This is a genomic window from Microbulbifer maximicatervae (SeqCode), assembly GCF_052467325.1.
Window position 1 is genome coordinate 2,617,984 of the sequence record NZ_CP174310.1, and the last position, 23,928, is coordinate 2,641,911.

At 52.0% G+C, this 23,928-nt stretch carries 22 protein-coding genes, 1 tRNA gene and 1 pseudogene; 12 read left to right on the plus strand and 12 right to left on the minus strand.

From position 1 onward, the window contains the following. Positions 1–17: 17 nt before the first annotated feature. The 6 genes from ccoG to ACJJIE_RS11805 form a co-directional block, all read right to left on the minus strand. Complete coding sequence (ccoG, locus tag ACJJIE_RS11780) at positions 18–1,436, minus strand: cytochrome c oxidase accessory protein CcoG (RefSeq protein WP_444891805.1); 1,419 nt, start codon at positions 1,434–1,436, stop codon at positions 18–20. Between the two features lie 139 nt (positions 1,437–1,575). Beyond that, positions 1,576–2,484, minus strand: coding sequence for a cytochrome-c oxidase, cbb3-type subunit III (gene ccoP, locus ACJJIE_RS11785; RefSeq protein ID WP_444891806.1), 909 nt, complete (start codon positions 2,482–2,484; stop codon positions 1,576–1,578). After that, positions 2,484–2,717 carry a cbb3-type cytochrome oxidase subunit 3 gene (locus tag ACJJIE_RS11790; RefSeq protein ID WP_413664702.1) on the minus strand — a complete coding sequence of 78 codons (234 nt, stop codon included), beginning with the start codon at positions 2,715–2,717 and terminating at the stop codon, positions 2,484–2,486. The genes ccoP and ACJJIE_RS11790 overlap by 1 nt, the downstream gene beginning before the upstream one ends. Positions 2,718–2,735: 18 nt before the next feature. Then, positions 2,736–3,353, minus strand: coding sequence for a cytochrome-c oxidase, cbb3-type subunit II (ccoO, locus tag ACJJIE_RS11795; protein ID WP_282931568.1), 618 nt, complete (start codon positions 3,351–3,353; stop codon positions 2,736–2,738). Positions 3,354–3,364: 11 nt separating this feature from the next. Continuing rightward, positions 3,365–4,819, minus strand: coding sequence for a cytochrome-c oxidase, cbb3-type subunit I (ccoN, locus tag ACJJIE_RS11800; protein WP_413664700.1), 1,455 nt, complete (start codon positions 4,817–4,819; stop codon positions 3,365–3,367). A 155-nt stretch (positions 4,820–4,974) separates the two neighbouring features. Next, complete coding sequence (locus ACJJIE_RS11805; RefSeq protein ID WP_444891807.1) at positions 4,975–6,195, minus strand: argininosuccinate synthase; 1,221 nt, start codon at positions 6,193–6,195, stop codon at positions 4,975–4,977. A gap of 319 nt (positions 6,196–6,514) precedes the next feature. Here ACJJIE_RS11805 and pyrC point away from each other — a divergent pair, with 319 nt between their 5' ends. From pyrC to ACJJIE_RS11820, 3 genes are all read left to right on the plus strand, one after another. Beyond that, entirely contained in the window at positions 6,515–7,546 is a 1,032-nt protein-coding gene (gene pyrC, locus ACJJIE_RS11810) for a dihydroorotase (protein ID WP_444891808.1), read from the plus strand. A 130-nt stretch (positions 7,547–7,676) separates the two neighbouring features. Then, positions 7,677–8,348 carry a ribonuclease T gene (gene rnt / locus ACJJIE_RS11815; RefSeq protein ID WP_282931564.1) on the plus strand — a complete coding sequence of 224 codons (672 nt, stop codon included), beginning with the start codon at positions 7,677–7,679 and terminating at the stop codon, positions 8,346–8,348. 171 nt (positions 8,349–8,519) lie between these two features. Further along, positions 8,520–8,714 carry a PFL_1563 family small protein gene (locus ACJJIE_RS11820; RefSeq protein ID WP_282931563.1) on the plus strand — a complete coding sequence of 65 codons (195 nt, stop codon included), beginning with the start codon at positions 8,520–8,522 and terminating at the stop codon, positions 8,712–8,714. A gap of 105 nt (positions 8,715–8,819) precedes the next feature. Here ACJJIE_RS11820 and secF read toward each other — a convergent pair whose 3' ends face one another. From secF to queA, 4 genes are all read right to left on the minus strand, one after another. Then, the gene (gene secF, locus ACJJIE_RS11825) at positions 8,820–9,821 is read right to left on the minus strand and encodes a protein translocase subunit SecF (protein ID WP_444891809.1); all 1,002 of its coding nucleotides are present in this window, start codon (positions 9,819–9,821) and stop codon (positions 8,820–8,822) included. Positions 9,822–9,832: 11 nt separating this feature from the next. Then, a complete protein-coding gene (gene secD / locus ACJJIE_RS11830) occupies positions 9,833–11,701 on the minus strand; it encodes a protein translocase subunit SecD (protein WP_444891810.1) in 1,869 nt (622 codons plus the stop codon). Positions 11,702–11,920: 219 nt separating this feature from the next. Continuing rightward, on the minus strand, positions 11,921–13,039 hold the full coding sequence (tgt, locus tag ACJJIE_RS11835) for a tRNA guanosine(34) transglycosylase Tgt (RefSeq protein WP_444894765.1): 1,119 nt from the start codon (positions 13,037–13,039) through the stop codon (positions 11,921–11,923). A 14-nt stretch (positions 13,040–13,053) separates the two neighbouring features. Further along, a complete protein-coding gene (queA, locus tag ACJJIE_RS11840) occupies positions 13,054–14,127 on the minus strand; it encodes a tRNA preQ1(34) S-adenosylmethionine ribosyltransferase-isomerase QueA (RefSeq protein WP_444891811.1) in 1,074 nt (357 codons plus the stop codon). A gap of 444 nt (positions 14,128–14,571) precedes the next feature. Here queA and ACJJIE_RS11845 point away from each other — a divergent pair. From ACJJIE_RS11845 to ACJJIE_RS11875, 7 genes are all read left to right on the plus strand, one after another. Next, positions 14,572–14,658, plus strand: a tRNA-Leu gene (locus ACJJIE_RS11845). Between the two features lie 163 nt (positions 14,659–14,821). Continuing rightward, positions 14,822–16,060 carry a tyrosine-type recombinase/integrase gene (locus tag ACJJIE_RS11850; RefSeq protein WP_444891812.1) on the plus strand — a complete coding sequence of 413 codons (1,239 nt, stop codon included), beginning with the start codon at positions 14,822–14,824 and terminating at the stop codon, positions 16,058–16,060. An 82-nt stretch (positions 16,061–16,142) separates the two neighbouring features. Continuing rightward, complete coding sequence (locus ACJJIE_RS11855) at positions 16,143–17,357, plus strand: hypothetical protein (RefSeq protein WP_444891813.1); 1,215 nt, start codon at positions 16,143–16,145, stop codon at positions 17,355–17,357. 152 nt (positions 17,358–17,509) lie between these two features. After that, the gene (locus tag ACJJIE_RS11860) at positions 17,510–17,758 is read left to right on the plus strand and encodes a helix-turn-helix transcriptional regulator (protein WP_444891814.1); all 249 of its coding nucleotides are present in this window, start codon (positions 17,510–17,512) and stop codon (positions 17,756–17,758) included. Then, complete coding sequence (locus ACJJIE_RS11865; RefSeq protein ID WP_444891815.1) at positions 17,758–18,246, plus strand: hypothetical protein; 489 nt, start codon at positions 17,758–17,760, stop codon at positions 18,244–18,246. Before ACJJIE_RS11860 ends, ACJJIE_RS11865 begins: the two co-directional genes overlap by 1 nt. Beyond that, entirely contained in the window at positions 18,236–18,676 is a 441-nt protein-coding gene (locus ACJJIE_RS11870; protein WP_444891816.1) for a hypothetical protein, read from the plus strand. Before ACJJIE_RS11865 ends, ACJJIE_RS11870 begins: the two co-directional genes overlap by 11 nt. A 229-nt stretch (positions 18,677–18,905) precedes the next feature. After that, positions 18,906–21,734, plus strand: a complete 2,829-nt coding sequence (locus ACJJIE_RS11875) for a DUF927 domain-containing protein (protein WP_444891817.1) — start codon at positions 18,906–18,908, stop codon at positions 21,732–21,734. Here the strand turns inward: ACJJIE_RS11875 and ACJJIE_RS11880 are convergent. Both ACJJIE_RS11880 and ACJJIE_RS11885 read right to left on the minus strand, forming a co-directional pair. Then, positions 21,674–21,955, minus strand: a complete 282-nt coding sequence (locus ACJJIE_RS11880; protein WP_444891818.1) for a tyrosine-type recombinase/integrase — start codon at positions 21,953–21,955, stop codon at positions 21,674–21,676. The two genes, ACJJIE_RS11875 and ACJJIE_RS11880, sit on opposite strands and share 61 nt — an antisense overlap. Before the next feature lie 29 nt (positions 21,956–21,984). Then, positions 21,985–22,134 (minus strand): annotated as a pseudogene (locus ACJJIE_RS11885) (hypothetical protein); the annotation flags it as partial. A 429-nt stretch (positions 22,135–22,563) separates the two neighbouring features. On the opposite strand from ACJJIE_RS11885, the gene ACJJIE_RS11890 reads away from it, so the two are divergent. Further along, the gene (locus ACJJIE_RS11890) at positions 22,564–22,848 is read left to right on the plus strand and encodes a hypothetical protein (RefSeq protein ID WP_444891819.1); all 285 of its coding nucleotides are present in this window, start codon (positions 22,564–22,566) and stop codon (positions 22,846–22,848) included. Positions 22,849–22,965: 117 nt separating this feature from the next. Beyond that, positions 22,966–23,919: a hypothetical protein gene (locus ACJJIE_RS11895; RefSeq protein WP_444891820.1), complete on the plus strand. Its 954-nt coding sequence runs from the start codon at positions 22,966–22,968 to the stop codon at positions 23,917–23,919. Positions 23,920–23,928: the final 9 nt, after the last annotated feature.

The window sequence follows — 23,928 nt, forward strand, 5'->3', positions numbered from 1 at the left end:
CGGGATTGGCGTCCCGTCTACTGCTTTGGACCAATAAACACCGTTCGGTGCTTATCAACCAGCTCAGGATTGTCGACTGCTTGGACAACAATCTCGATATCGTGCTTGGTATCCTTCAGCTGGTCTCTGGGAACGCTTACCCGGATGGGAACGGAGAACATCTCGCCCGGCACCAGGTAAATCGTCTTCGGCTTGCGAATGGAGTAATCGTATTCAGGCTTACCTTCCACCTTGATGGTGAATTCGTGGGGAGCCTGGTCCATATTGTTGATTTTTACCGTGTAGACGTTTTGCACCTGCCCCTGAGATTCACGGAACATACGGGTGCCGCGGTCGCGAGTGATTTCTGCCTCGATTGGGCTTCGAGTCATCACTTGCTGTGCAAACAGGCCGGTCATCGCAACCAATATCAACGCGTAGCCAAATAGGCGCGGGCGCAGGAAGCGGGTCTTTCCACCCTGCAATTCGTCCTCAGAGGTGAAGCGAATCAAGCCCTGCTCATAGCCCATCTTGTCCATCACGCTGTTACACGCATCGACACAGAGGCCACAGTTGATACATTCGTACTGCATGCCGTCGCGGATATCGATATCCACCGGACACACCTGAACACACCAGTAGCAGTCGATACAGTCGCCCATACCTTCCGCCTTGTAATCCACGTTCTTCTTGCGCGGACCACGGGTCTCACCCCGCTTGGCATCGTAGTAAACCGCCAGCGTATCCTCGTCGTACATCACCGACTGGAAACGGGCATAGGGGCACATGTATTTACACACCTGCTCACGCAGGAAGCCGGCGTTCATATAGGTGGCAAAAGTGAAGAATGCGACCCAGAAAACACCCTGCGGGTGCGCGTTAAACGTCGCCAGATCCACGACCAACTCGCGCACACCGTAGAAATAACCCACAAATGCCAGTGCAGTTGCCAGCGAGATCAACAGCCAGATGGTGTGTGTGCCACCCTTGCGCAGAACCTTTTCCAGGTTCCAGGGGGCCTTATCGAGCTTCATTCGCTTGTTGCGATCGCCTTCACAAACCCTTTCTGCCCAGATAAACATCATGGTCCAGACGGTCTGCGGACAGGTGAAGCCACACCACACCCTGCCCAGCAAAGTGGTGACCGCAAACAGCGCGAAGGCGGCAATGATCAGCAGCCAACCTAGAAGGAAGCCGTCCTGGGGGCCGAAAGTAGTCCAGAAAATATGGAATTGGCGGGTGGGGAGATCAAAGAAGACCGACTGGCGCCCGTCGATATTGATCCAGGGAAGGAAGAAGAAAGCCAGCAGCAAAGGCAGGCCGGTATATTTGCGAACACGGGTGAAAACACCCTTGATATGTCGGATGTAGACTTTGTCTTCCGACTCATACAGCATGCGATAGCGAACTTCGCCATCACCTTCCTGTTCCTCACGGGTTGGAATTAAATCACTCACACAAACCTCACTCTCGCACGGGCACATCTTGTACGTGGGCCAGGTAGCCCCTTATGTTGAGGCTTTTTTCTCCGTCCCTGCAGCGCCCGGAGTCCCTTGATAAAACAAGGCCCAGCAAATGCCGGGCCTCAATAGTTAATTACTGCTTTTCTTCTTCCTGCTGCGACAGGCTGTAGACATAGGCCGCTACGAGGCGGATTTTGTCTTCACGCAGTTTATCTTTTTGCGCGGGCATCATATTTGTACGACCACCGCGAATAGTGTGTTGGATCTGTTCGCGATTGCTACCGTACAGCCAGATGTCGTCGGTCAGGTTCGGCGCACCCAGCATTTGGTTGCCTTTGGCATCCATACCGTGACAAGCCATACACACGGTGTTGAATACCTTCTGACCTTCGGCGGCCATGGCAGTGTCATGCTCCAGGCCGTTCAGGGAGAGAACATACTCTGTCGCATTTCTAACACCTTCTTCACCGATCACCGGACCCTGAGGGGGCATCATGCCCTGACGACCGTTGTACAGGGTTTCCAGGATTTTCTCCGGAGTGCCGCCGTACAGCCAAGCGTTATCAGTCAGGTTCGGGAAGCCGAAGTTACCGCCGGCATCTGCACCGTGACATACCGCACAGTTGTTAGCGAAGATCCGGGAACCCATCTTGATGGCTTCGGGGCTCTGCGCAATTTGCTCGATCGGCATATTTTCGTACTTACCGAAGGTCTCGTGGAATCTCTCCTGAGCCTTAGCCTGGGAAGCTTCCAATGCACCGACAGAAGTCCAGTCGCCGACACCTTTGAAGTTACCCAGACCCGGGTAAACCACCAGATATCCCGCAGAGAACACCAGAGTGGCGACGAACAACATGAACCACCACTTGGGCAGCGGGTTGTCGTATTCCTCGATGCCGTCGTAAACGTGGCCTGTGGTTTTGTTTTCCGGTTCAGCCTGGTCATCCACTGCCACCTTTCGGTTGGCGAACAGCACCCAGGTAATCAACGCCAGATTGGCGAGGGTGAGCACAATTACCCACACACTCCAGAATGTACTCATTACTTATCCTGCCCCTGTTTTCGATTGGCTCCGGGTTTATCCCCGGAATTGGATTCGTCCTGCTGAGCGGCCGACTTGTCCTTGTCGGCTTGTCGCTCTTCATCGGCAAATGGCAAATTGGCATCTTCTTCGAAGCGCTTCTTGCGCTTCGGAGAGAAGGCCCACCAGCAGATCGCCAGAAAAGCCACAGAGCCCAGAACCAGACCGATTTCCCGCAAAGTTTCAATAGTCACGAGTTTCCTTCCTCGCTATTAGCGTTTTTGGGTAACCAGGGTACCCAGCTGTTGCAAGTAAGCGACCAGCGCGTCAATTTCCTTGACCTTGCCACCTTTGAAAGGCTCAGCGGCGTTGGCGATGTCCTCATCGGTGTAGGGCACACCGACGAAGCGCAGCGCTTCCATCTTACGTGCGGTGTATTCGCCAGTTACCACATTGTCGAACAACCAGGGGTAAGCAGGCATGATTGACTCAGGCACAACGCTGCGCGGGTTGTACAAGTGCGCGCGCTGCCATTCATCAGAGTAGCGTCCACCTACGCGCGCCAGGTCTGGACCGGTACGCTTGGAGCCCCACAGGAAGGGGTGCTCGTAAATGGATTCCTGAGCCATGGAGTAGTGGCCGTAACGCTCAACTTCCGCACGCAGAGGACGAATCATCTGGGTGTGGCAAACGTGGCAGCCTTCGCGAATGTAGATATCGCGACCTTCCAGCTCCATTGCTGTCAGCGGCTTCTGCCCCGGCAGCGGCGTGTAGTTATCCTTGGTAAAGAACTGCGGAACGATCTCAACCAGGGCGCCGAAACTGATGGCGATAATGGTGAAAAAGATCATCCAGCCGATGTTTTTTTCTACGAGGTCATGATTCTTCACGATCTAAACTCCTATGCCGCAGGCACTGCTCGAACGGTGTTATCGGCTTCGGCATCGTTTACCTTCTCGGTAATCGTGCGGTAAACGTTGTAAGCCATCAGCAGCATACCCACCAGGAACATGGCGCCGCCCAACCAGCGAACTACATAGCCCGGATGGCTGGCTACAACACTCTCTACGAAGCTGTAAGTCAGGGTGCCGTCGGCGTTAAATGCACGCCACATCAGGCCCTGGGTAATACCGTTAACCCACATAGCGGCGATGTACAGAACAGTACCTACAGTGGCCAGCCAGAAGTGCGCGTTGATCAGCTTGGAGCTGTACATTTCGCGGCGTTTCCACAGAACCGGAACCAGGTGATACAGAGCACCGATAGAGATCATGGCAACCCAGCCCAAAGCGCCGGAGTGTACGTGGCCAACGGTCCAGTCAGTGTTGTGAGACAGTGCGTTTACAGTCTTGATGGACATCATCGGACCTTCGAAGGTAGACATACCGTAGAAGGACAGGGATACCACCAGGAAGCGCAGGGTCGGGTCGGTGCGCAGCTTATGCCATGCGCCGGACAGGGTCATGATGCCGTTGATCATGCCGCCCCAGGAAGGTGCCAGCAGAATCAGGGACATAACCATCGCCAGGCTCTGAGCCCAGTCGGGCAGCGCTGAGTAGTGCAGGTGGTGACCACCAGCCCATACGTACAGGGAGATCAGTGCCCAGAAGTGAACGATAGACAGCTGGTAGGAATAAACCGGACGACCAGCTTGCTTAGGTACGAAGTAGTACATGATGCCGAGGAAGGCAGCAGTCAGGAAGAACCCTACTGCGTTGTGGCCATACCACCACTGGATCATTGCGTCCTTAGTGCCCGAATAGATAGAGTAGGACTTGAACGGGCCAACAGGAATCTCCAGGTTATTAACGATATGGAGAACAGCAATAGTTACGATGTAAGCACCGAAGAACCAGTTCGCCACGTAGATGTGAGAAGTCTTACGCTTCATGATGGTGCCGAAGAACACCAGCGCGTAAGCAACCCAAACCAGGGCAATCAGGATATCGATAGGCCACTCGAGCTCAGCGTATTCCTTGGTGGAAGTGAAGCCCATCGGCAAGGTAATTGCCGCGGCGACGATAACGGCCTGCCATCCCCAGAAGGTGAAGGGGATCAGCCAGCCACCCCAAAGGCGGACCTGACAGGTACGCTGTACCACATAGTAAGAAGTGGCAAAGAGAACACTACCACCAAAAGCGAAGATTACCGCATTGGTGTGCAGGGGCCTCAAGCGCCCGAAGTGCGAGAAGGGCTGCCAAAAGTCGTTGAGTTCAGGCCAGGCTAGCTGGGCTGCGATCAATACGCCCATGCCCATACCAAAAATGCCCCAGACCACGGACATGATGGTGAACTGGCGCACGATATTGTAGTCATAGTCCGGCACAGGGCCGGTCTTTGCCACCGTTGTCGTCATGTTTTTACTTCCGTTGCTTTTAAGATTCGGTTCCACTGTGCGGGACTGGCCCACCACAGAAGGTGTGTAACCACAATGTGTGAGGCACTGTGGTTACTATTGGCCGGATAAGGATTTAAGCGCATCTTTGCCCGGTGATTGCTGATCTAAATCAACTAAATCAATTTTCTTCCTTTACCTGCGGCAATGCGCAGACGCAGGGCGTTGAGCTTGATAAAGCCCTCCGCATCCTTCTGGTCGTAAGCGCCAGCATCGTCTTCGAAGGTAGCGATACGCTCATCGAAGAGGCTGCCCGCAGAGCGACGGCCCACAGCACTCACGCTGCCTTTGTACAGTTTCAGGCGAACTTCGCCGTTAACCACATCCTGGGACTCATCGATCGCAGCCTGCAGCATGCGGCGCTCCGGGGACCACCAGTAGCCGTTATAAATCAGCTCGGCGTAGCGCGGCATCAGGGAATCCTTCATGTGCGCAACTTCGCGATCCAGGGTAATAGACTCAATGGCGCGGTGCGCCTTCATCAAAATAGTGCCGCCAGGTGTTTCGTAACAGCCACGGGACTTCATTCCCACATAGCGGTTTTCCACAATATCCAGACGACCGATACCGTTGTCTCCACCCAACTTATTCAGCTTCTCAAGCAAAGTAGCAGGGCTTAAGCGCTCGCCGTCGATAGAAACGGGGTCGCCTTTCTCAAAACCCAAAGTAATGTAGGTGGGTTCTTCCGGAGCCGCCTCAGGGCTCACGCTCCAGCGCCACATATCCTCTTCGGCTTCCGCCCAGGGATCTTCAAGGTTGCCACCCTCGTAAGAGATGTGCAGCAGGTTGGCGTCCATCGAGTAGGGAGACTTCTTCTTGCTGGAAGAGAAGTCCACTGGAATATTGTGTTGTTCGCAGTACTGCATCAGCTTTTCGCGGGAGTTCAGGTCCCACTCGCGCCAGGGGGCGATTACCTGGATACCCGGCTTCAGCGCGTAGGCGCCCAGTTCGAAGCGCACCTGGTCATTACCTTTACCGGTAGCACCATGGGAAATGGCATCGGCGCCAGTCTCGTTGGCAATCTCAATCAGGCGCTTGGCGATCAGCGGGCGCGCAATAGAAGTACCCAGCAGGTACTCCCCTTCATAAATCGCATTGGCGCGGAACATCGGGAAAACGAAATCGCGCACATATTCTTCGCGCAGATCGTCGATATAAATCTCTTTGACCCCGAGGGCCTCGGCCTTGGCACGGGCCGGCTCTACCTCTTCACCCTGGCCGATATCAGCGGTAAACGTCACCACCTCACAACCGTAAGTCTCCTGCAACCATCGCACAATTACCGACGTATCCAATCCACCGGAGTATGCCAGTACCACCTTTTCGATTTTGCTCATTGCTGTCCTCTGCTGCCGGAAATACGTCGCCACGACTAAAACGCGGAGACGGGGAATGCCACTACGCGAAACTAGTGTCGGTCTGGGGGAGTTATTCTTGGAGATATGCCCAGGATCGGTAAATTGCGGGCACAACAATACCCACACTCTTTGTCGGGGCGCGATTGTAGCGCCTAAGCTCGCGATCGACTAGCGCCAAGGCGCGAGTAAGCACAATTGATTGATTTTTAACCTTTTCGTGCATCGCAATTTTGTACAGCTTCGGGTAGCATTCGCGCCGCACAACGACTCACTACGCTAAGAAGCTTTACGGAGTACCATGACGGAGCAAATTACCCTTCGCGCCCCCGACGACTGGCACATTCACCTGCGCGACGGCGCCGCTCTCGGGCGCACCGTGCCCGATGCCGCAAAACAATTCCGCCGCGTGATTGTAATGCCCAACCTGGTACCCCCTGTGACCGATGCCGAAAGTGCAGTGGCATATAAGGAACGTATTGACGCCAATGTTCCCGCCGACACCCCTTTCGAACCCTTGATGGTGATCTACCTCACCGACAAGACCGACGCCGCCGTCATTCGCAAGGCTCATGAAGCCGGTGTTATCGCCGCCAAACTGTACCCAGCGGGCGCGACCACCAACTCCGATTCCGGCGTTACCGATATCGCCAACATCTACCCAGCCCTGGAAGAGATGCAGGCCTGCGGGATGAAGCTGTTGGTACACGGTGAAGTGACCACCAGCGATATCGATATCTTCGACCGCGAGCAGGCTTTTATCGAGAAAACCCTGTCCCGCCTGGTAGATGATTTCCCCACGCTGAAAGTGGTGTTTGAACATATCACCACTGCCCAAGCAGTAGAGTTTGTACAGGGCGCCCGCGAAGGCGTTGCCGCAACCATTACCGCGCACCACTTGCTGTACAACCGCAACCATATGCTGGTTGGCGGTATCCAGCCGCATTTTTACTGCCTGCCGATCCTCAAGCGCGGCTACCATCAAAATGCACTGATCGAAGCGGCCACCAGCGGTAACCCGAAGTTTTTCCTCGGCACCGACTCAGCCCCCCACGCCCACCACAAGAAAGAACACTCCTGTGGTTGCGCCGGTTGCTATACCGCCTACTCCGCTATTGAGCTATACGCCGAAGTATTCGAGCGCGCGGGCAAACTGGACAAGCTGGAAGGCTTTGCCAGTGAGTTCGGCCCCGACTTCTACGAACTGCCGCGCAACGAGGGCACCATCACCCTGGTCAAGAGCCCCTGGACCCTGCCAGAAAAACTGGATATGGGTGGTGAAAATCTGATTCCCCTCGCAGCCGGTGAAACCTTAAACTGGCAACTTGCGTAATCGGCGAATGCCCTGATTACAGCGCCTGCGGGGAGAGCACTCCCAGCGGGCGCCGCAATTCGAATACAATACCCTGCCCCACCAGCGCAAAATGCTGCTGGCCTGAAGACAAGATTTACAAGGAACCACCGTGACACCCGCCGAAGAACCCACAGGACCAAAAAGCTCTCTCGCCCAGCGATTCCGAGGCTTTCTGCCCGTGGTCATCGACCTTGAAACCGGCGGATTTAACGCCCGCACCGATGCACTGCTGGAAATTTCTGCAGTTATCCTCGACATGGATGACTCCGGCAACCTCTTCCCGCTGGAGACCCACAGTTTCCACCTGGAGCCTTTTGAGGGCGCCAACGTTGAGCAATCCGCTCTCGACTTTATTGGCATCGACCTGGAATCCCCGGATCGCGACGCCTGGCCGGAAGAAATCGCCATCCCCGAGCTGTTCCGCAAGATTCGCAGCGCCGTGAAAAAGCACAGCTGCACCCGCGCCATCGTGGTTGCCCACAATGCCCACTTCGACCTGGGCTTCGTCAATGCAGCAGTCGAGCGGACCGGCATCAAGCGCAACCCATTCCACCCGTTCTCCTGCTTCGATACTGCCAGTCTCGCCGGCCTCGCCTACGGCCAGACTGTATTGGCCAAAGCTTGCCAGGTTGCCGGAATCGAGTTTGATAACAACTGCGCCCACTCCGCCGAATACGATGCAGAAAAAACCGCAACCCTGTTTTGCGGCATCGTGAACAAGTGGAAAGAGATGGGTGGCTGGCCGCTGGAAACCGAAGAGACCACAGAAGAAGCTGAATAACGCACTATTCTTCCGGGCTGCCTCGAAGCGGCCCGATTTATCCAAAAACGACAGAATTACTCGAAAACTGTCGACAAAATATCCGCTATGCGCAGACTCTGGCCACTTGGGTGATTTTTTGTTCAAACCGTGCTAATATGGCCCGCTTACACATAAAAACCGGATAGCGCCGTGGCCAAGAAACCTTCCTCTTCCTCCAATCGCAAACAAGCCGCTCCCCTCGAGACCAGCGAAAGTATCGAGGAGCAGGTAAAGGCGTTCCTCGCCGGTGGCGGTGAGATCGAGCAGGTGCCCAAAGGGGTGAGCGGCCAGACCAACACTTCCGGCCCCAAGCACATCACCCTCGGCAAAAAGCCCAGAGACTAACCTCCGCGCAATAAAAAACCCCGACGGCGCTCCGCTGATCAACAGCAAAGCGCGGCCGGGGCCGCTCGAATATGGCTGCGTCAACGCAGCCACTTCTCATTCACATCAGGGCATTTCTTCCAGTTCCGCACCCTCTTTCACCGGCGGCATCAGGTCTTCTTTGTTGATATTCAAAGCCATCAGCACGTTGGCAGCTACGTAAACAGAGGAGTAAGTACCCACTACCACACCCACAATTAAGGCCAGGGAGAAGTTGTGGATCAATTCCCCACCGAAGAACTGCAGCGCCCACAGCACCAGTAAGGTGGTGAAGGACGTCATAAAGGTACGGCCCAGGGTCTGGCTGATAGAGATATTGATAATCTCCTCAGACTCAGCCTTGCGCACCTTGCGGAAGTTCTCGCGGATACGGTCTGATACCACGATGGTATCGTTCAGGGAGTAACCGATCACCGCCAACACGGCCGCCAGCACGGTTAAATCGAAGTCCAATCCCATCACCGCAAAGAATCCCAGTACGATAATCACATCGTGGCCCAGAGCCGCTACAGCGCCGAAAGAGAACTTGTACTGGAAGCGCAGGGCAACGTAGATCATCACCATAAACAGGGCCAGCATCATGCCCAGGCCGCCGTCGTCGCGCAGCTCGGCACCTACCTGTGGGCCCACCATCTCGACACGACGCAGCTCAACATCACCCTCACTGCCCTCTCTCAGGAGAGCCACAACCTTGTCACCGATCGGTGTCGTTGTTTCCTGATCGGTAGCGCTGATCTGGATTTCTTCCTCGGTTACCGCAGGGGGCAACTTGATCAGCAGGTCCTTCTCAGAACCAAAATTCACTACCGTGGCACCGTCGTAACCCGCTGCTTCCAGCTGATCGCGCACGTCGCTAATGAAAGGCGTTACCTCATAGCCCACTTCAACCTGGGTACCACCGGTAAAGTCCAGGCCGAACTTCAGGCCGTTCATTGCCAGTGCGGCGATGGAGGCAAGTACCAGCACCACCGAAACAATCCCGGCGATCTTGCGCCAGCGCATAAAGTCGTAGACGCGCTTGCCCATGTACTCGGTAATTTTGCCGTTATCCACTTTGGTCTCACTCATGACTGACTCCCTTAAATCCAGAGCTTCTGTACACGGCGACCGCCGTAGAACAAGTTAACAATTGCTCGCGTACCCATAATGGCACTGAACATGGAGGTGAGAATACCGATAGACAGGGTTACCGCGAAGCCCTGTACCGGACCGGAACCGATGGCATACAGGATCACCGCCACAATCAGGGTGGTGATGTTCGCATCCACAATGGTGCTGTAAGCATTGTCAAAACCGGCACTGATCGCTGTCTGGGGAGGCATCCCATTCCTGAGTTCCTCCCGTATTCGCGAGAAGATAAGCACGTTGGCATCCACCGCCATACCCACGGTTAATACGATACCGGCGATACCGGGCAGCGTGAGGGTTGCACCCAACAGCGACATGACCGCCACCAGCAGGATCATATTCACCGCCAGGGCCAGGTTCGCGGCCAAGCCAAATACGCGGTAGGAAATCAGCATACAGATAATCACAGCCAACAGACCGATCTGTACGGATTGCACACCCACCTTGATGTTATCGGCACCCAGGGATGGGCCGATCACACGCTCTTCCACAAAGTACATGGGCGCAGCCAGGGCACCGGCACGCAGCAACAGGGCCAGTTCCTGGGCTTCGGCCGGACTATCCAGACCGGTGGTGCGGAACTGCTTGCCCAGCGCACTCTGTACTGTGGCCAGATTAATAATCTTTCTTTCTTCGGTGCGCTTCTGCACGGTAACTTCGTTACCGTTTTCGTCGATTTCGGTTACCGGCTCAAATCGAGTCTCGATAAACAGGGTGCCCATACGGCGGCCGACATTCTTCCAGGTAGCGCGATGCATCATCTCGCCACCTCGGGCATCGAGAGTGATATTTACCTGAGGGAAGCCGCTCTCGTCGTAACCGACTCGGGCATTGGTAACGCTGTCACCTTTGATAATGATCTGGCGCTCCAACCAGGCACCACCGTACAGCTGTTGCTCCTCGGGGTCACGACGCTCAAAGTATTCCTTGTTGGAAACCAACTCATCCGGGCGGGCTTCCATACGGTATTCGAGGTTGGCGGTCTTACCGATAATACGCTTGGCCTCTGCGGTGTCCTGTACACCGGGCAGCTCCACAACGATACGGTTGCGACCCTGGCGCTGTACGATCGGCTCTGCAACACCCAGCTCGTTCACCCGGTTGCGCAGGGTGGTGAGGTTCTGGGTTACTGCGTAATCTTCCAGCTGCTTGATTTCCTGATCGGTCAGGGTTGCGCGGATCTCCAGGTTTTCGCCGCTGCCGGACTCGCGCAGTTGAAGCTGCGGAAATTCCTTGCGCATAGTGGACATCGCCAAGCTGCGCAGCTCATCGTTGCGGAAGCGGGCAATAATCTCGCGATCATCCACCAGCTCCACATTGCGGTAACGGGCCTTGGCTTCGCGCAGTTTGCTCTTCACTTCCTGCTCGTAGCTTTCCATGTTGTTTTTGACGATGGTGTTGGTGTCGACTTCCATCAGGAAGTGCACACCACCCGCCAGGTCCAGACCGAGCTTCATCGGGCTAGCGCCGATATCTTTCATCCACTGGGGTGTGGTGGAAGCCAGGTTCAGGGCGACAACATAGTTGGTGGTACCAAGCGCTTTTTGAATCGCCTCTTTAGCCGGCAACTGCTCCTCCATGGAGTTCAAGCGGATCAGTACTGACTTGTCTCCAACTTCACCGCCGAAGTGAGCAATACCCGCTTCATCCAGGGCTTTTTGTGCATTCGCAAGGACATCGGGGCCGATGGTGAGTGCACTGGATTGCCCGGAAATCTGCACGGCAGGGTCCGGCTTATAGAGATTGGGCGCGGCGTACATCAGGCCAAAGGCCACAACCGCGAGAATCAGAAAGTACTTCCAGATCGGGTAGCGATTCATGCTGTTCTCATTGTTCTAGTGTGACCCCGAGGGCCGGTAAATCTTGGCAATCTGCCTAAGCAATTTGCCTGGATATGCGGGCAGTATACGCAGAATGCAAGGTACACCGCCCCCAATAAAAGTGGGGGCTGATTATACGGGGATCGTGGGAACGGACAAATTACAGGGGTGCCGCAATGAGACGGGCAGCACCCCAGGCAGGATAAAAGCGACGCCTGATCAGGCCTCCAGCGCTGGAACCTCGCGGCCCAGACCACGGTAGAACTCGGCGACATAAGCCTCCAACTCATTGGCGGCAATGGCATCGCGTAGCTTTTGCATTAAGCGCTGGTAGTGGCGCAAATTGTGAATCGTATTCAGCTGCGCACCGAGAATTTCACCACAGCGATCCAGGTGATGCAGGTAAGCGCGGGAGAAATTCTCACAGGTATAGCAATCGCACTCTTCCTCCAAGGGACCGGTATCGTGACGGTGCCTGGCGTTGCGGATTTTCACCACACCCTCGAAGGTAAACAGGTGGCCGTTGCGCGCATTGCGAGTGGGCATGACGCAGTCGAACATATCCACACCGCGGCGCACTGCCTCGACAATATCCTCCGGCTTGCCCACGCCCATCAGGTAGCGCGGCTTATCTTCCGGCATCTTGTGAGCCAGGTGATCCAAGACCTTGATCATCTCATCTTTCGGCTCACCCACAGACAGGCCACCAATGGCATAGCCATCGAAACCAATTTCGGTCAGGCCGCGCAGGGACACATCGCGCAACTCCGGATACATACCGCCCTGCACAATACCGAACAGCGCCGACGGGCTATCGCCGTGAGCCTTCTTGGAGCGCTCCGCCCAACGCAGGGACAACTCCATAGATTTGCGCGCTTCATCGGTGGTGGCCGGATAAGGGGTGCACTCATCGAAGATCATGACGATATCGGAACCCAGGTCCCGCTGAACGCGCATGGATTCTTCCGGGTCCAGGAATACCGGGCTGCCATCGATAGGCGAGCGGAAGGAAACCCCCTCTTCCGTAATCTTGCGCAGCTCACCCAGGCTAAACACCTGGAAACCGCCGGAGTCGGTAAGGATCGGGCCGGACCATTGAGTAAAGTCATGCAGATCGCCGTGGGCTTTAACCACTTCGGTACCCGGGCGCAGCATCAGGTGGAAGGTGTTGCCCAGAATAATCTGTGCACCGATCCCTTCGATATCCCTAGGCAACATGCCTTTCACAGTGCCGTAAGTGCCCACTGGCATAAACGCCGGGGTTTCCACCACACCGCGAGGGAAGCGCAAGCGACCGCGACGGGCCTTGCCATCAGTGGTATCCACTTCAAACTGCATAAAACATTCGCGGCTCACTGGGTATCTCCTTTCGCTGGTGCTACTTCTTCTTTTTTGGCATTGGGATCGCGGGTAATAAACATGGCATCGCCGTAACTAAAGAAGCGATAGCGCTCCTCAACTGCGGCCTTATAAGCGGTCATCGTATGCTGGTACCCCGCGAAGGCACTCACCAGCATCAATAAGGTGGACTCCGGCAGGTGGAAGTTGGTGATCAACTTATCCACAACCTGGAATTCATAACCGGGATAAATAAAGATATCTGTCTCCCCCACCGTGGCCTGTAACTGGCCACTGCGCGCCGCACTTTCCAGCGCGCGTACGCTGGTGGTACCCACGGCAATCACGCTGCCATTGCGAGCGCGACAAGCAGTTACCGCATCCACCACATCCTGGGAGACATCCAGCACTTCGCTGTGCATCTGGTGCTCATAAATATTGTCCACGCGCACCGGTTGGAAAGTACCGGCACCCACATGCAGGGTAACGAAGACAACCTCGACACCTTTATCCCGCAATGCGCCAATCATCTCATCATCAAAGTGCAGCCCCGCCGTCGGAGCCGCCACAGCACCGGCATTGCGGCCGTATACGGTTTGGTAGCGCTCGCGATCGCTGGCATCGTCTTCACGATCAATATAAGGAGGCAGCGGCATATGGCCGAGGCGATCCAGAATCGCCAGCACACCCTCTTCTTTAGGGAAGGACAATTCAAACAATGCATCCTTGCGGCCGGTCACTTCTATACGGGTGCCGTCTTCAAGGACGATGGTGGAACCGGGCTTAGGCGACTTACTGGAGCGCACATGGGCCCAGATATCCGTCTCATTGAGCACCCGCTCCACCAGGATTTCCAACTTACCGCCGGTCTCCTTCTGCGCGAACAAACGCGCCGGGATCACCCGGGTATCGTTAAAGACTATCAGGTCACCAGCTTGGACCTGATCGAGAATATCTGGGAACTGCCGATGTGCAATGGCCCCACTGGGCCCATCCAGACACAAAAGACGGCTGCCACGGCGCTCCTCGGTGGGCGCGCGGGCGATCAGCTCATCGGGCAGATGAAAGTCAAAGTCCTGACGCTGCATGGAATCCTGGAAATCTAGAAACTATGGAGAGGTCGCGAAGGTTATAGGAAATTTTAGGAGCTGTTAAGGAGCCTCTGAAAAACTCCGTGATACCTCTGGCATGCAGAGCAGTTCACAATCAAGGCGCGGCTTTGCAGGAATGTCTAGACCTTGCAAGAAGCCGCAACGCCGAGTGTGAATTGCTCTGCAAGCCCCAAAGGGTGGGCCTTGAGGGCTACAGCTGCCACGTTGCAGCTCTTGCAAAGGACTGTGCCATTCGCGGCGAGCTGCGCCTAACATCTGCAGCCCTCAAGACCCACAGAGGCATTACGGAGTTTCTCAGAGGCTCCTCAACTAGGACTACAGAAAATGCGCTAAGTTATTGAAATCACTAGTTGACCCAAGCGAAAGCATTGCTATAATCACGCCCTCTTCGCACCGACCCCAAGGTCGAGCAGCGAAAGTGCCAGAGTGGTGAAATTGGTAGACACAGGGGATTCAAAATCCCCCGCCCTTAAAAGCGTGCCGGTTCGAGTCCGGCCTCTGGTACCAAATCAAGATCCGAAGAAGTTCGGAATCGTTCAGAAAGCCCCGTAAATCGGGGCTTTTTGCTATCTGGAATGTACAAAGCCCTCCGCTCTCGTTCATTGTCATCCGGTGCTATCTGGTGCTACATTTGGTGCTACCTAGTTCAATTTAGAAACTGGTAGCACCAATGGCCCTTACAGATACCCAAATCAAACAGGCCAAACCAAGCGACAAGGATCAGTGGCTTACAGATGGGCAGGGATTACGCCTGCTAATCAAACCCACCGGCTCCAAGTATTGGCGGCTTAAGTACAGGTTCCAAGGACGGCAGAAAACGCTAGCCTTGGGAGTTTACCCTTCTGTTAGTCTCAAACAGGCACGAAATAAAGTAATTGAAGCAAAGCAATTACTAGAGAACGGGCAAGACCCTTCAGTACAAAGAAAAATTGAAAAACATCAGCTTCGAGAAAACATAGACCGCAGCTTTGCTACTGTGGCTGAAGACTGGTGGAAACATCAGAAAGGAACCTGGACTGAAAATCACGCCCAGCGTGTATGGTCTAGGTTACGCGATAACGCCTTCCCCCGAATTGGGCAAAAACCTATTGCCGATATTCATCCCCAAGATGTAATTGCCATTGTTCGCGATGTTGAAGATCGGGATGCAATGGATGTTGCTCAGCGGGTTCTACAAGATATTCGCCGGGTTTGTCGTTATGCAGTGCAAATGGGCAAACTCACTCACAACCCCGCCAGTGAATTAACTGGCATTCTACGCGGCCGTAAAAGTAGTCATAGGGCCTCCCTTCCCCGCGAAGAATTACCCAGTTTCTTAAAAGAACTGGACTTTTATCAGGAACGCGGGCGGGCACTAACCAAACTAGCTATACAGCTATTAATCCTTACCTTTGTTCGACCTGGTGAATTGCGTTGCGCACGCTGGGAAGAATTCGACTTCGAATCTGCTCTATGGCGTATCCCTGGCGAGCGTATGAAGATGGGAACGGATCATATAGTACCGCTATCTACCCAAGCCTGCGCTGTCTTGGAGGAATTAAAGCCCATCAGTGGTCAATATCCTCTGCTTTTCCCCTCTGAACGCGAAAGGGCCCGCCCCATGTCCGATAACACTATGCGTAAGGCAATTTTTAAAATGGGCTGGGATGGCTCCCAAGAGGGAAAAAGTAAAGCAAATCCCCATGGTTTCCGCGCTACAGCTTCCTCAATCCTGAATGAGACCGGCTTTAATCCTGATGCCATTGAAAGGCAGCTTTCCCACATGGAGAGGAATGGGGTAAGGGCTGCATATACTCACCATGCTCGTTATATGGATGAGCGAAAAGAGATGATGCAGTGGTGGGCAAATTACCTTGATGAGATGCGGGGAAGTGGAAAAGTAGTTCCGATATTTGCACAGAAAAGTTAGAACTTTCCTTCGAAGGCTGAATATTAGGTTGAGGCAATTTTTAACGTAGCTCGCTCATTGTGGGTTCAGTAGGGATACAGTTATGGATGATTCACTACGAATTATTGAGACCGATAAGCTTGTAATGAGTATTGATGCAGCCCTGAAGCGGTTTGAAGGAAATACTCGGGCACCGGAAGAAAACTTGAAAGATTTCCTTGCCCAGCTTAGGAGTCAGATTTCCTCCTCTCTTCAAAGTGAGGGCTTAATTGCCAATGGGGAGAATGCTAACACTTTCGCCCCAAATTCATTTTTCGAGCTTGTTAATCAAGTCAAGAAGGATAATGCAGCGAACGAAATAGACTCGCCTCTTCGGGTGCTACATATACTTGCTACAGGGGCGTGTTTTGAAGCGGCGTTTGAGAATCGTGACTACGAGGAAGCGATACTCTATGCAATGGAACTCGGGGCGAGTCTTACTCATAGGGCTCCTACTCACTCAAATCCAAAGTTAGGGCGGACTGATTTCGATCCTTTAGCCGGCCCATGGCCCAGATTAGAAGATATGTCCCCATCCTCAAAAGCAGGCCGGCTCGCTTCAATAATTCAGCAAGGAAGAAAAATCTGGGGGCAGACGGATAGCATCGAAGAGTGGAAAAAGGTACAGGCCCGTCAATTAAAACATTGTAGAGATGCTGTATTTCAACAGGCAGAACGCCTTGGAAATGAGTGGAAACCCGCTGCTTTTGCTACTGACGAAAGTCCTATGAATCTCTTGGAGAGCCAGATAGATCCGAAATTTGTTTTACCTTTTGCTCGAAAGATTTGCCGGCCTTTCCCAATGCTGGATAAGCGGGTTACAGATGCTGAGATATATTCCCTCTATGCGATCATATGGGCACATAAGGGCCTTGATTTGCTTGATGCTCTTGAATGTGAGGCTCAGCCAATAATGCGAGAAGACAGGAAATGGATAGACCATTGTTTAGCCGAGGCTGAAGGTTTTATTCGCCAAGCCGTAGAATTTCAAGGTGAGCATAAAGCCGGACAAGTACTCAGCAATGATCAGCGGAGCCGAAGAGAAAAGCGCGATCGATGGACATTAAGTATTCGAGAGTGGCTATTTGGTATTCGTGCAAAGCTTAATCATAGCTATGGGAGTGCGAGTAAACTTGCATATAAATACCTTCAAGAAGCTAAAGAGAGACGAACATCGGTTGATGGCTCTCTGTGGAAGGATGATGACACCGCTAAGAAGTTCCTTGAGCAGGAAATCGGGAGAATCCGAAACAACAAGAAACCGTACTGCGATTGGTAATGCTTTCTAATTTATCTTTCTACCGGTAAAAAGATTCTTTGAACCGGTAGAAAGAATCTTTAACCGGTAAGCGGATATCCCAGCCTTCCTTTCATTGATTCAATCTCCTCACCGCCACAGACGTTCACTGTGGTTTGTTAAGGAGACCGAAAATGACCCTCTCAAATACTAATCCCCAAGTGTCGGATGTTTTACCTAACCCGCCAAGCGACCCTATTTTGCGCCTACCAGAAGTAGAGCGTCAGACTGGGCTCAAGAAGACTTATATCTATGCCCTGGTAAAAAAGGGCAAATTCCCCACCCCTATCAAACTTGGAGAGCGCGCCAGTGGTTGGCTCTCTTCAGAGGTTTGCCAATGGGTGCAAAATCGAGTTGCTATTTCTCGTGCGGGAGGCAAGTAATGACTCTTCGTGCCTTCTCTCCCTACACACACCAGCAAGTAGCTGAATCTGCTCGAAGCTATCGGAAAACAGAAAGCGCTGAGTTTGAGCAGAAAATACTTCTTTCGAATTCAAACCTAAGCCCTGAAGATCGGAAACTCTTCCTCAGCTCAATCATGGAGACATTTGATATGGGCTGCCCTACCCCTGGTTATGAGTTGCTTTTGTTTTTATGGCCAACCGGTGAGGCAGCGTTTCTAGCGGTAGGTTCTGACTCATTTAACCCTATTGTTGATCAGCAACATGGCCGTGCTCATTGGTACCTCTCCTCCCCTAATACAACAGTACTAGGCCTTCCAGACACAGAAGTAGTGAACCTTTACCGCCTTAGAGCGGGTCTCTCTCTGGGAGGTTGGTTAGTTTGGGATGGTATCCAACTCGAATACCACCCATCAGAGGAAGCTGATGCCCTAGAGCTTCGCAATGGAGGGCTTAAAAATGTCAGCTAATATACGTGCCCTCGCCATGCCATATTGCCTAGATTTGCAGCCATGCGGTCGCTACGCACTACTCAATCGAAACTACAAGCCAGTTGGTTTTAGCAGCAGATCATTTGTCTACTATGAAGAGCACCCTGTACTTTTCAATGTCAGAATTACACCCAAAAGAGCCGCAGCAATCTCCTTGAGAGGAGATCCTGATCCGAGGCGAATTATTCTTTATAACGATGGTTGTATCCCTACCGCTAACTCGGAAGCATGGCTTTTCTATCAGGCTAAATTAGCGATTTTGGCGCGATTACATCATTACAGCGATGATGAATATCACGAACAGGACAAAGCAAAACGTATCCGTCTGGCCAACTTACGTGATGCAAAACGGTTTACGGAACCTAAGGGCTTAGCGGTTTCCCTGCCGCCAAATTTATCACCACGGTAAATAAGACTATTGCCTCTATTCGGGGCGATCTTACCCCCTCTTAAAAAAGGTGTTACAGGTGTGCAGGTGTTACAGCATGGCTGAAAGCCCCGTATTTACTGGCTTTCCGCTGTCACACTTTTCTGTTACCCCAAAAGTGTTACAGCAAAAAGGTGTAACAGGAGTGAGGCCCGCAGTTCTGTTGGAAGCCTTATGGGGCGGGGGTTAAAGCTAAATATAAGGAAAGCTAATGGCACGCTTTGATATTAAACGAGTAGCAGACTTCGCCCTTGATCGGGCTGATGAAGTATTGGCGCACTGGGCTCCAGATGGCTCATATCAGGGAGCTGAATATATTGCTCTTAACCCAACTCGATCTGATAGCAGCAAAGGATCCTTCTCTGTAAATCGCAATACCGGTGCATGGGCAGATTTTGCAGCGGATGAAAAAGGTGGGGACCTCGTATCGCTGATTGCCTATCTTGAGGGGGTAAACAATGGAGAGGCAGCGCAAAGGCTTGCTGCGTTTCTGGGGCTCTCTGAAGGGGAGTCTATACCGCCTAGCTCAACCTATAAGTCGAAACCCAAAAAGCCTGCCGGTAGCTCCTGGGAAGCGGTATTGCCGGTACCTTTAGAAGCAGAGCAGTCTTGCCCAACAACCCATCCCCATAACGGTAAACCCTCTAAAGTTTGGGAATACCGGGGGGAATGCGGCTCACTGTTAATGAAGGTGATGCGTTTTGACATTCAGAAAGGCGATGCAAGATCAAAAGACTATCGCCCCTTAACCTATTGCCGGAATTCGAGTGGTCGCAATTCTTGGAGATGGAAGCAGCCGGTAAAAAAGCGGCCACTCTATAAGCTGGATCTATTGGCAAAGCGCTCTAAAGCTCCGGTATTGCTAACCGAGGGTGAAAAGGCTGCGGATGCAGCTGCTAGCCTGTTACCGGATTATGTATCCATGACCTGGCCCGGTGGCAGTAAAGCGCTGGGCAAAGCAGATTTTAAGCCCCTACATGGAAGGGAAGTACTTCTATGGCCCGACAATGATGCAGCAGGTAAAGACTGTATGCTCAAGCTAGCTGCGATGCTGCACACTATGGAGTGTAAGGTTTCTATGGTGTGTTTAGACTCCTTAGGACCTAAGTGGCCAGCTAAAGGCGATGCGGCTGATGTGGAAGCTGCCGGTATTACAAAAGAGCAGCTTACAGCGTTAATTACAGAGGGAAAGTTTTTAACGTCCTATCAACCTGTGGCAACGGAACATCAAGCCCAAAATAAGGGAGGAAGTAATAAAGGAGCCGAGTCTGGGCAATTTGTAGTAAATGATCGAGGGGTTTTCTTCCCGGTTCAGGGGGCAGAAGATGAGCCTTCACTAATGAGAATCTGTGATCGCCTGGATGTGCTTGCTTTAACCCGTGACCCCCAGGGAAGAAACTGGGGCACATTGGTTCGCTTCCTTGACCCCGATGGCATTGTTAAAGAATGGAATATACCTAGTGAGTACTTAGCGACTGAGGGCGGTGCGGAAGTACTCAAGCAGCTGTACAGCATGGGCCTTCGCGCTGAGGCGGGGCAGCAACCAAGGCGCAGAATCGTTCAATACCTACAAACGGCAAAAAGCCCTAATCGCTATGTCTTGGTGAATAAACTCGGCTGGCATGGCAATGCTTACTTACTCCCGAATGAAACTCTGGGAACTCCTGTAGAGCCACTGTATTTTTACTCCACAAGTCCAGATCTCAATAAGATAAAGTTTAGTGGTGAGCTTCAGCAATGGCGTGAGCATGTGGCGAGCTATTGTAAGAACAATACCCGATTGTTATTTGCGGTTTCTGCGGCATTTGCAGGACCTCTATTAAATCTCATTGGTATGGAAACGACTGGCTTTCATTTCTTTGGTGATAGCTCCCAAGGAAAAACGACCTTACTTAAAGTGGCTGCCTCTGTTTATGGCGGTCCTGATTTTGTTCGTACCTGGCGCAGTACTGATAACGCGCTGGAAAGTATTGCTGCCTCCCACTCAGACGGCCTTTTAATTCTTGATGAGATCAGCCAATGTGATCCCCGTATTGTGGGAGATATTGCCTATATGCTGGGAAATGGCACTGGCAAGGCAAGGGCTAATGATCGTGGAGGCGTGCGCGGGAATGCGTTTGAATGGAGGCTTGTCTTCCTATCTACAGGAGAGCGCACGCTTGATCAGCAGATGGCTGAAGTGGGCAAGAAAGCAAAAGCTGGGCAAGCGGTGCGGCTATTGGCTATTCCCTCAGATACAGGGAGCGGTGCCGGTATCTTTGATGAACTGCATGGGTTTGCCGGGGGGGCTGCGTTATCCCGCTTTATGGTTGAGAAAGCATCCTTATTCCATGGCGTGGCCCTCTATACGTTTATCAGAGAGCTTTGCGCTAGCAACTTGGAAAAGCTGGCAAGCCAGATTCGCCGGGAGCTTGTGAACTTTGCCGCAGAGCTGCCTGATGATGTGAGTGGCCAGGTACGAAGGGCAGCAGAGAAGTTTGCCCTCGTTGGCTTTGCCGGAGAGCTGGCCTCCACTGCGGGAATTACCGGCTGGCCTAAAGGCATGGCTATGGAAGCGGCCAAATCCTGCTTTAGCGCTTGGGTATCAGCCCGTGGCGGTGTTGGAAACCTGGAGGACCGGCAGACCTTGTCAGCGTTGAGACTATTCTTTGACCTCTACGGAGAGTCCCACTTTACACGCTGGGATCGAGAAGACTTCACCGCTGATGATCACACTGTTCGCACCCTGAAGCGTTGCGGATACCGGAAAACGCTACAGGACAGTAATGCCCTTGAGGGACAGGCATGTTCTGAGACCATTTACTACGTTTACCCGGCCACTTTCAAAGCAGAGGTTTGCAAAGGGCTTAGTGATCGAAAGGCAAAGCAACTACTGGCCGCCTGTGGTGCTTTGGAGCGTGATGGCAACGGGAAATTCTCAATACCAACACGTTTACCGAACAGTGGGCGCAACCCTGAGCGGGTGCTAATCATTCGACCTCATTTGATACCTGTTGAAGATGATGGAGAAAAGGCACTACTTAAGAAAAAGGCTGCGTAGCCATGCCGTTTACAGGTGTTGTAAACGGTGTGCAGCCGTTTACTTTTTTCAAATAAGTAGCTGGCTATAGTGCGCAGGTCAGGAATCAGGCCTTGTGGAAGTATTGTGGTCCGCTCCTTATTACCCTTACCTCCCCATACGAACACGTTGTTACTGCCAAAATCGATGCCATTGACTCTCAATGATAAGAGTTCGGCACATCTGAGCCCTGTGCCATACATTAGTTCAACTTGAAGGCAATAGACACCTTTCAGCTTTGAGATGATGGCTCTAACCTCTTCCCGACTGTAAACAATTGGAAGGCGATGATGGTGCTTTGCAGGCGTAAAGCAATGCTGGAAGTATCGACTCCCAAAAACCGTTTATAAAGATACACCAGCATATTTAACGCGACCCGCTGGGTGTTAACCGAACAATGACGATTGACCGAAAGGCGGTTTAAGAACGCCTAGACATCGGCAATACCGACCTCCTGAGGGTGTCGAACGCTGGAGATGAACTTGGTTGAATCTTTGGGTAGCCTGTTGCGAATATCATTACAGGTGTCAAGCCCAGAATTATAGAGCTATGGGCAACATCCGCAGAAAGTTTCCCCTAACTTATTGATTTAATTGTGGGTAAAATGTATTCAAGAGCGGGAAGCTGAACTGGACGGCTTGAGCCGATGGCTTACTATCTCTGGTTATTATTTGATTGGAAATTTATAACCTACTGTAAATAAAGGCTTTTTTACATAGCTTGAAGGGTCTATTTCAAAAATAGTGGCCAAATCGATAGTGAGCCACTGGCTCTTTAATAAACTGTTATGCACTAAAAGAGAGTCCGAGCGTTGGCAATATGGATTAGAAAAGTTGTCGGTCAGAAGTCAAAGAACTACTTAAAGCTTGCAAAAGATGACTGGAATCTAATTTCTCAGTTTGAAGCATTTGAATCTTGGCTGAAGACTGATGCCGAAGATTTGGACCCAAATCATGAGTGGATAGCCGACATTGGCTTTTGTCCCCGAGATAGTGCTAGTGGTGGTGGCCCAGTTATCACTCAGGAAATTATGGAAATCTGCCTAAGCCGGAGAATCACCATATTTTTATCGGAGTACGGAGGTGACGATGCATAACAAAGCAAGGCAACATCTCCCACTGCGTGGGCTGGGCCTTCATTCCGCAGCTTCGCTGCTACATTACGGCCGTTGCTTGCGGCGTTATATTTAAAACACATGGAGAGTACCTGATACATGTCCGAAGAAGAACTTAATAAGTTAAAAGAAAAGATCGGATATATGCTGGATGGTAAAGATTACCATTCGAATAAAGAGTATATGCTTTCTGTATCTCAGTATTATAGGTATATGTCTGAGAGCATTGCGTCAGATGACATTCTTATAGATTGCGACAAGGATCTATTAGTAAACTTCGAGGCCATTTATTTATGGCTCCAAGAACAATTGGCTTACGTGCCTTCACACTTGAAAGATCAAGTCGAAGAAATATTTAAAACTGCAAAGCTATGTGAGCTATTTGCTATATTATCTAGCTTATCCGACAAAGAGATATGGTCGATAAATAGACGCCGAAGACTAAATAGCTCTGTTGGAATATTCACATCATTATTTAGTCGTCGATCACACTCAGACCTAGAAGAATCCCAGTTGGTGTCTGGGTCGCACCTTGTTGAAGCGAAAGTCGCCCTAACAAGATTGTGTCAAGTTACTAAGTTTGCATCTTCTAAAGTAGAAAACGATTTTTATTCTGATGATGGATTTGAAAGCTATTCCAATCGCTACAATCCTGAAATGATCAACAAGATCAAAGTGGTAGCACTAGTTAACCTACTAAAATCTCAACTTTCAGAAGTGGATCAAAATGACGATGTAAGATTGCTTCTAGAAAAGCTTGATGAGGTTGAGAAAGAATTGGGGAAACGACGACCACATTGGGGGCTTATATTCTCTACCCTTTTTGTGATTTTTGGATTTACCGCAGATTTAAAGACCTTAGATCCCACAATTTATTCCAAAGCACATAAAACAATCGAAGCTATATTATTCAATCTTCACGAGGAGGGCCAGGTTGAAAAAAATACGGTATACAACCTTCCTCAGCTACCAACTGAGAAAGATGGTACGGAGGACAAATATGCAATATTTAGAAAAGACGAAATTGAACCTGTTAGCGATGACGAGCAGTAAAAAATATAA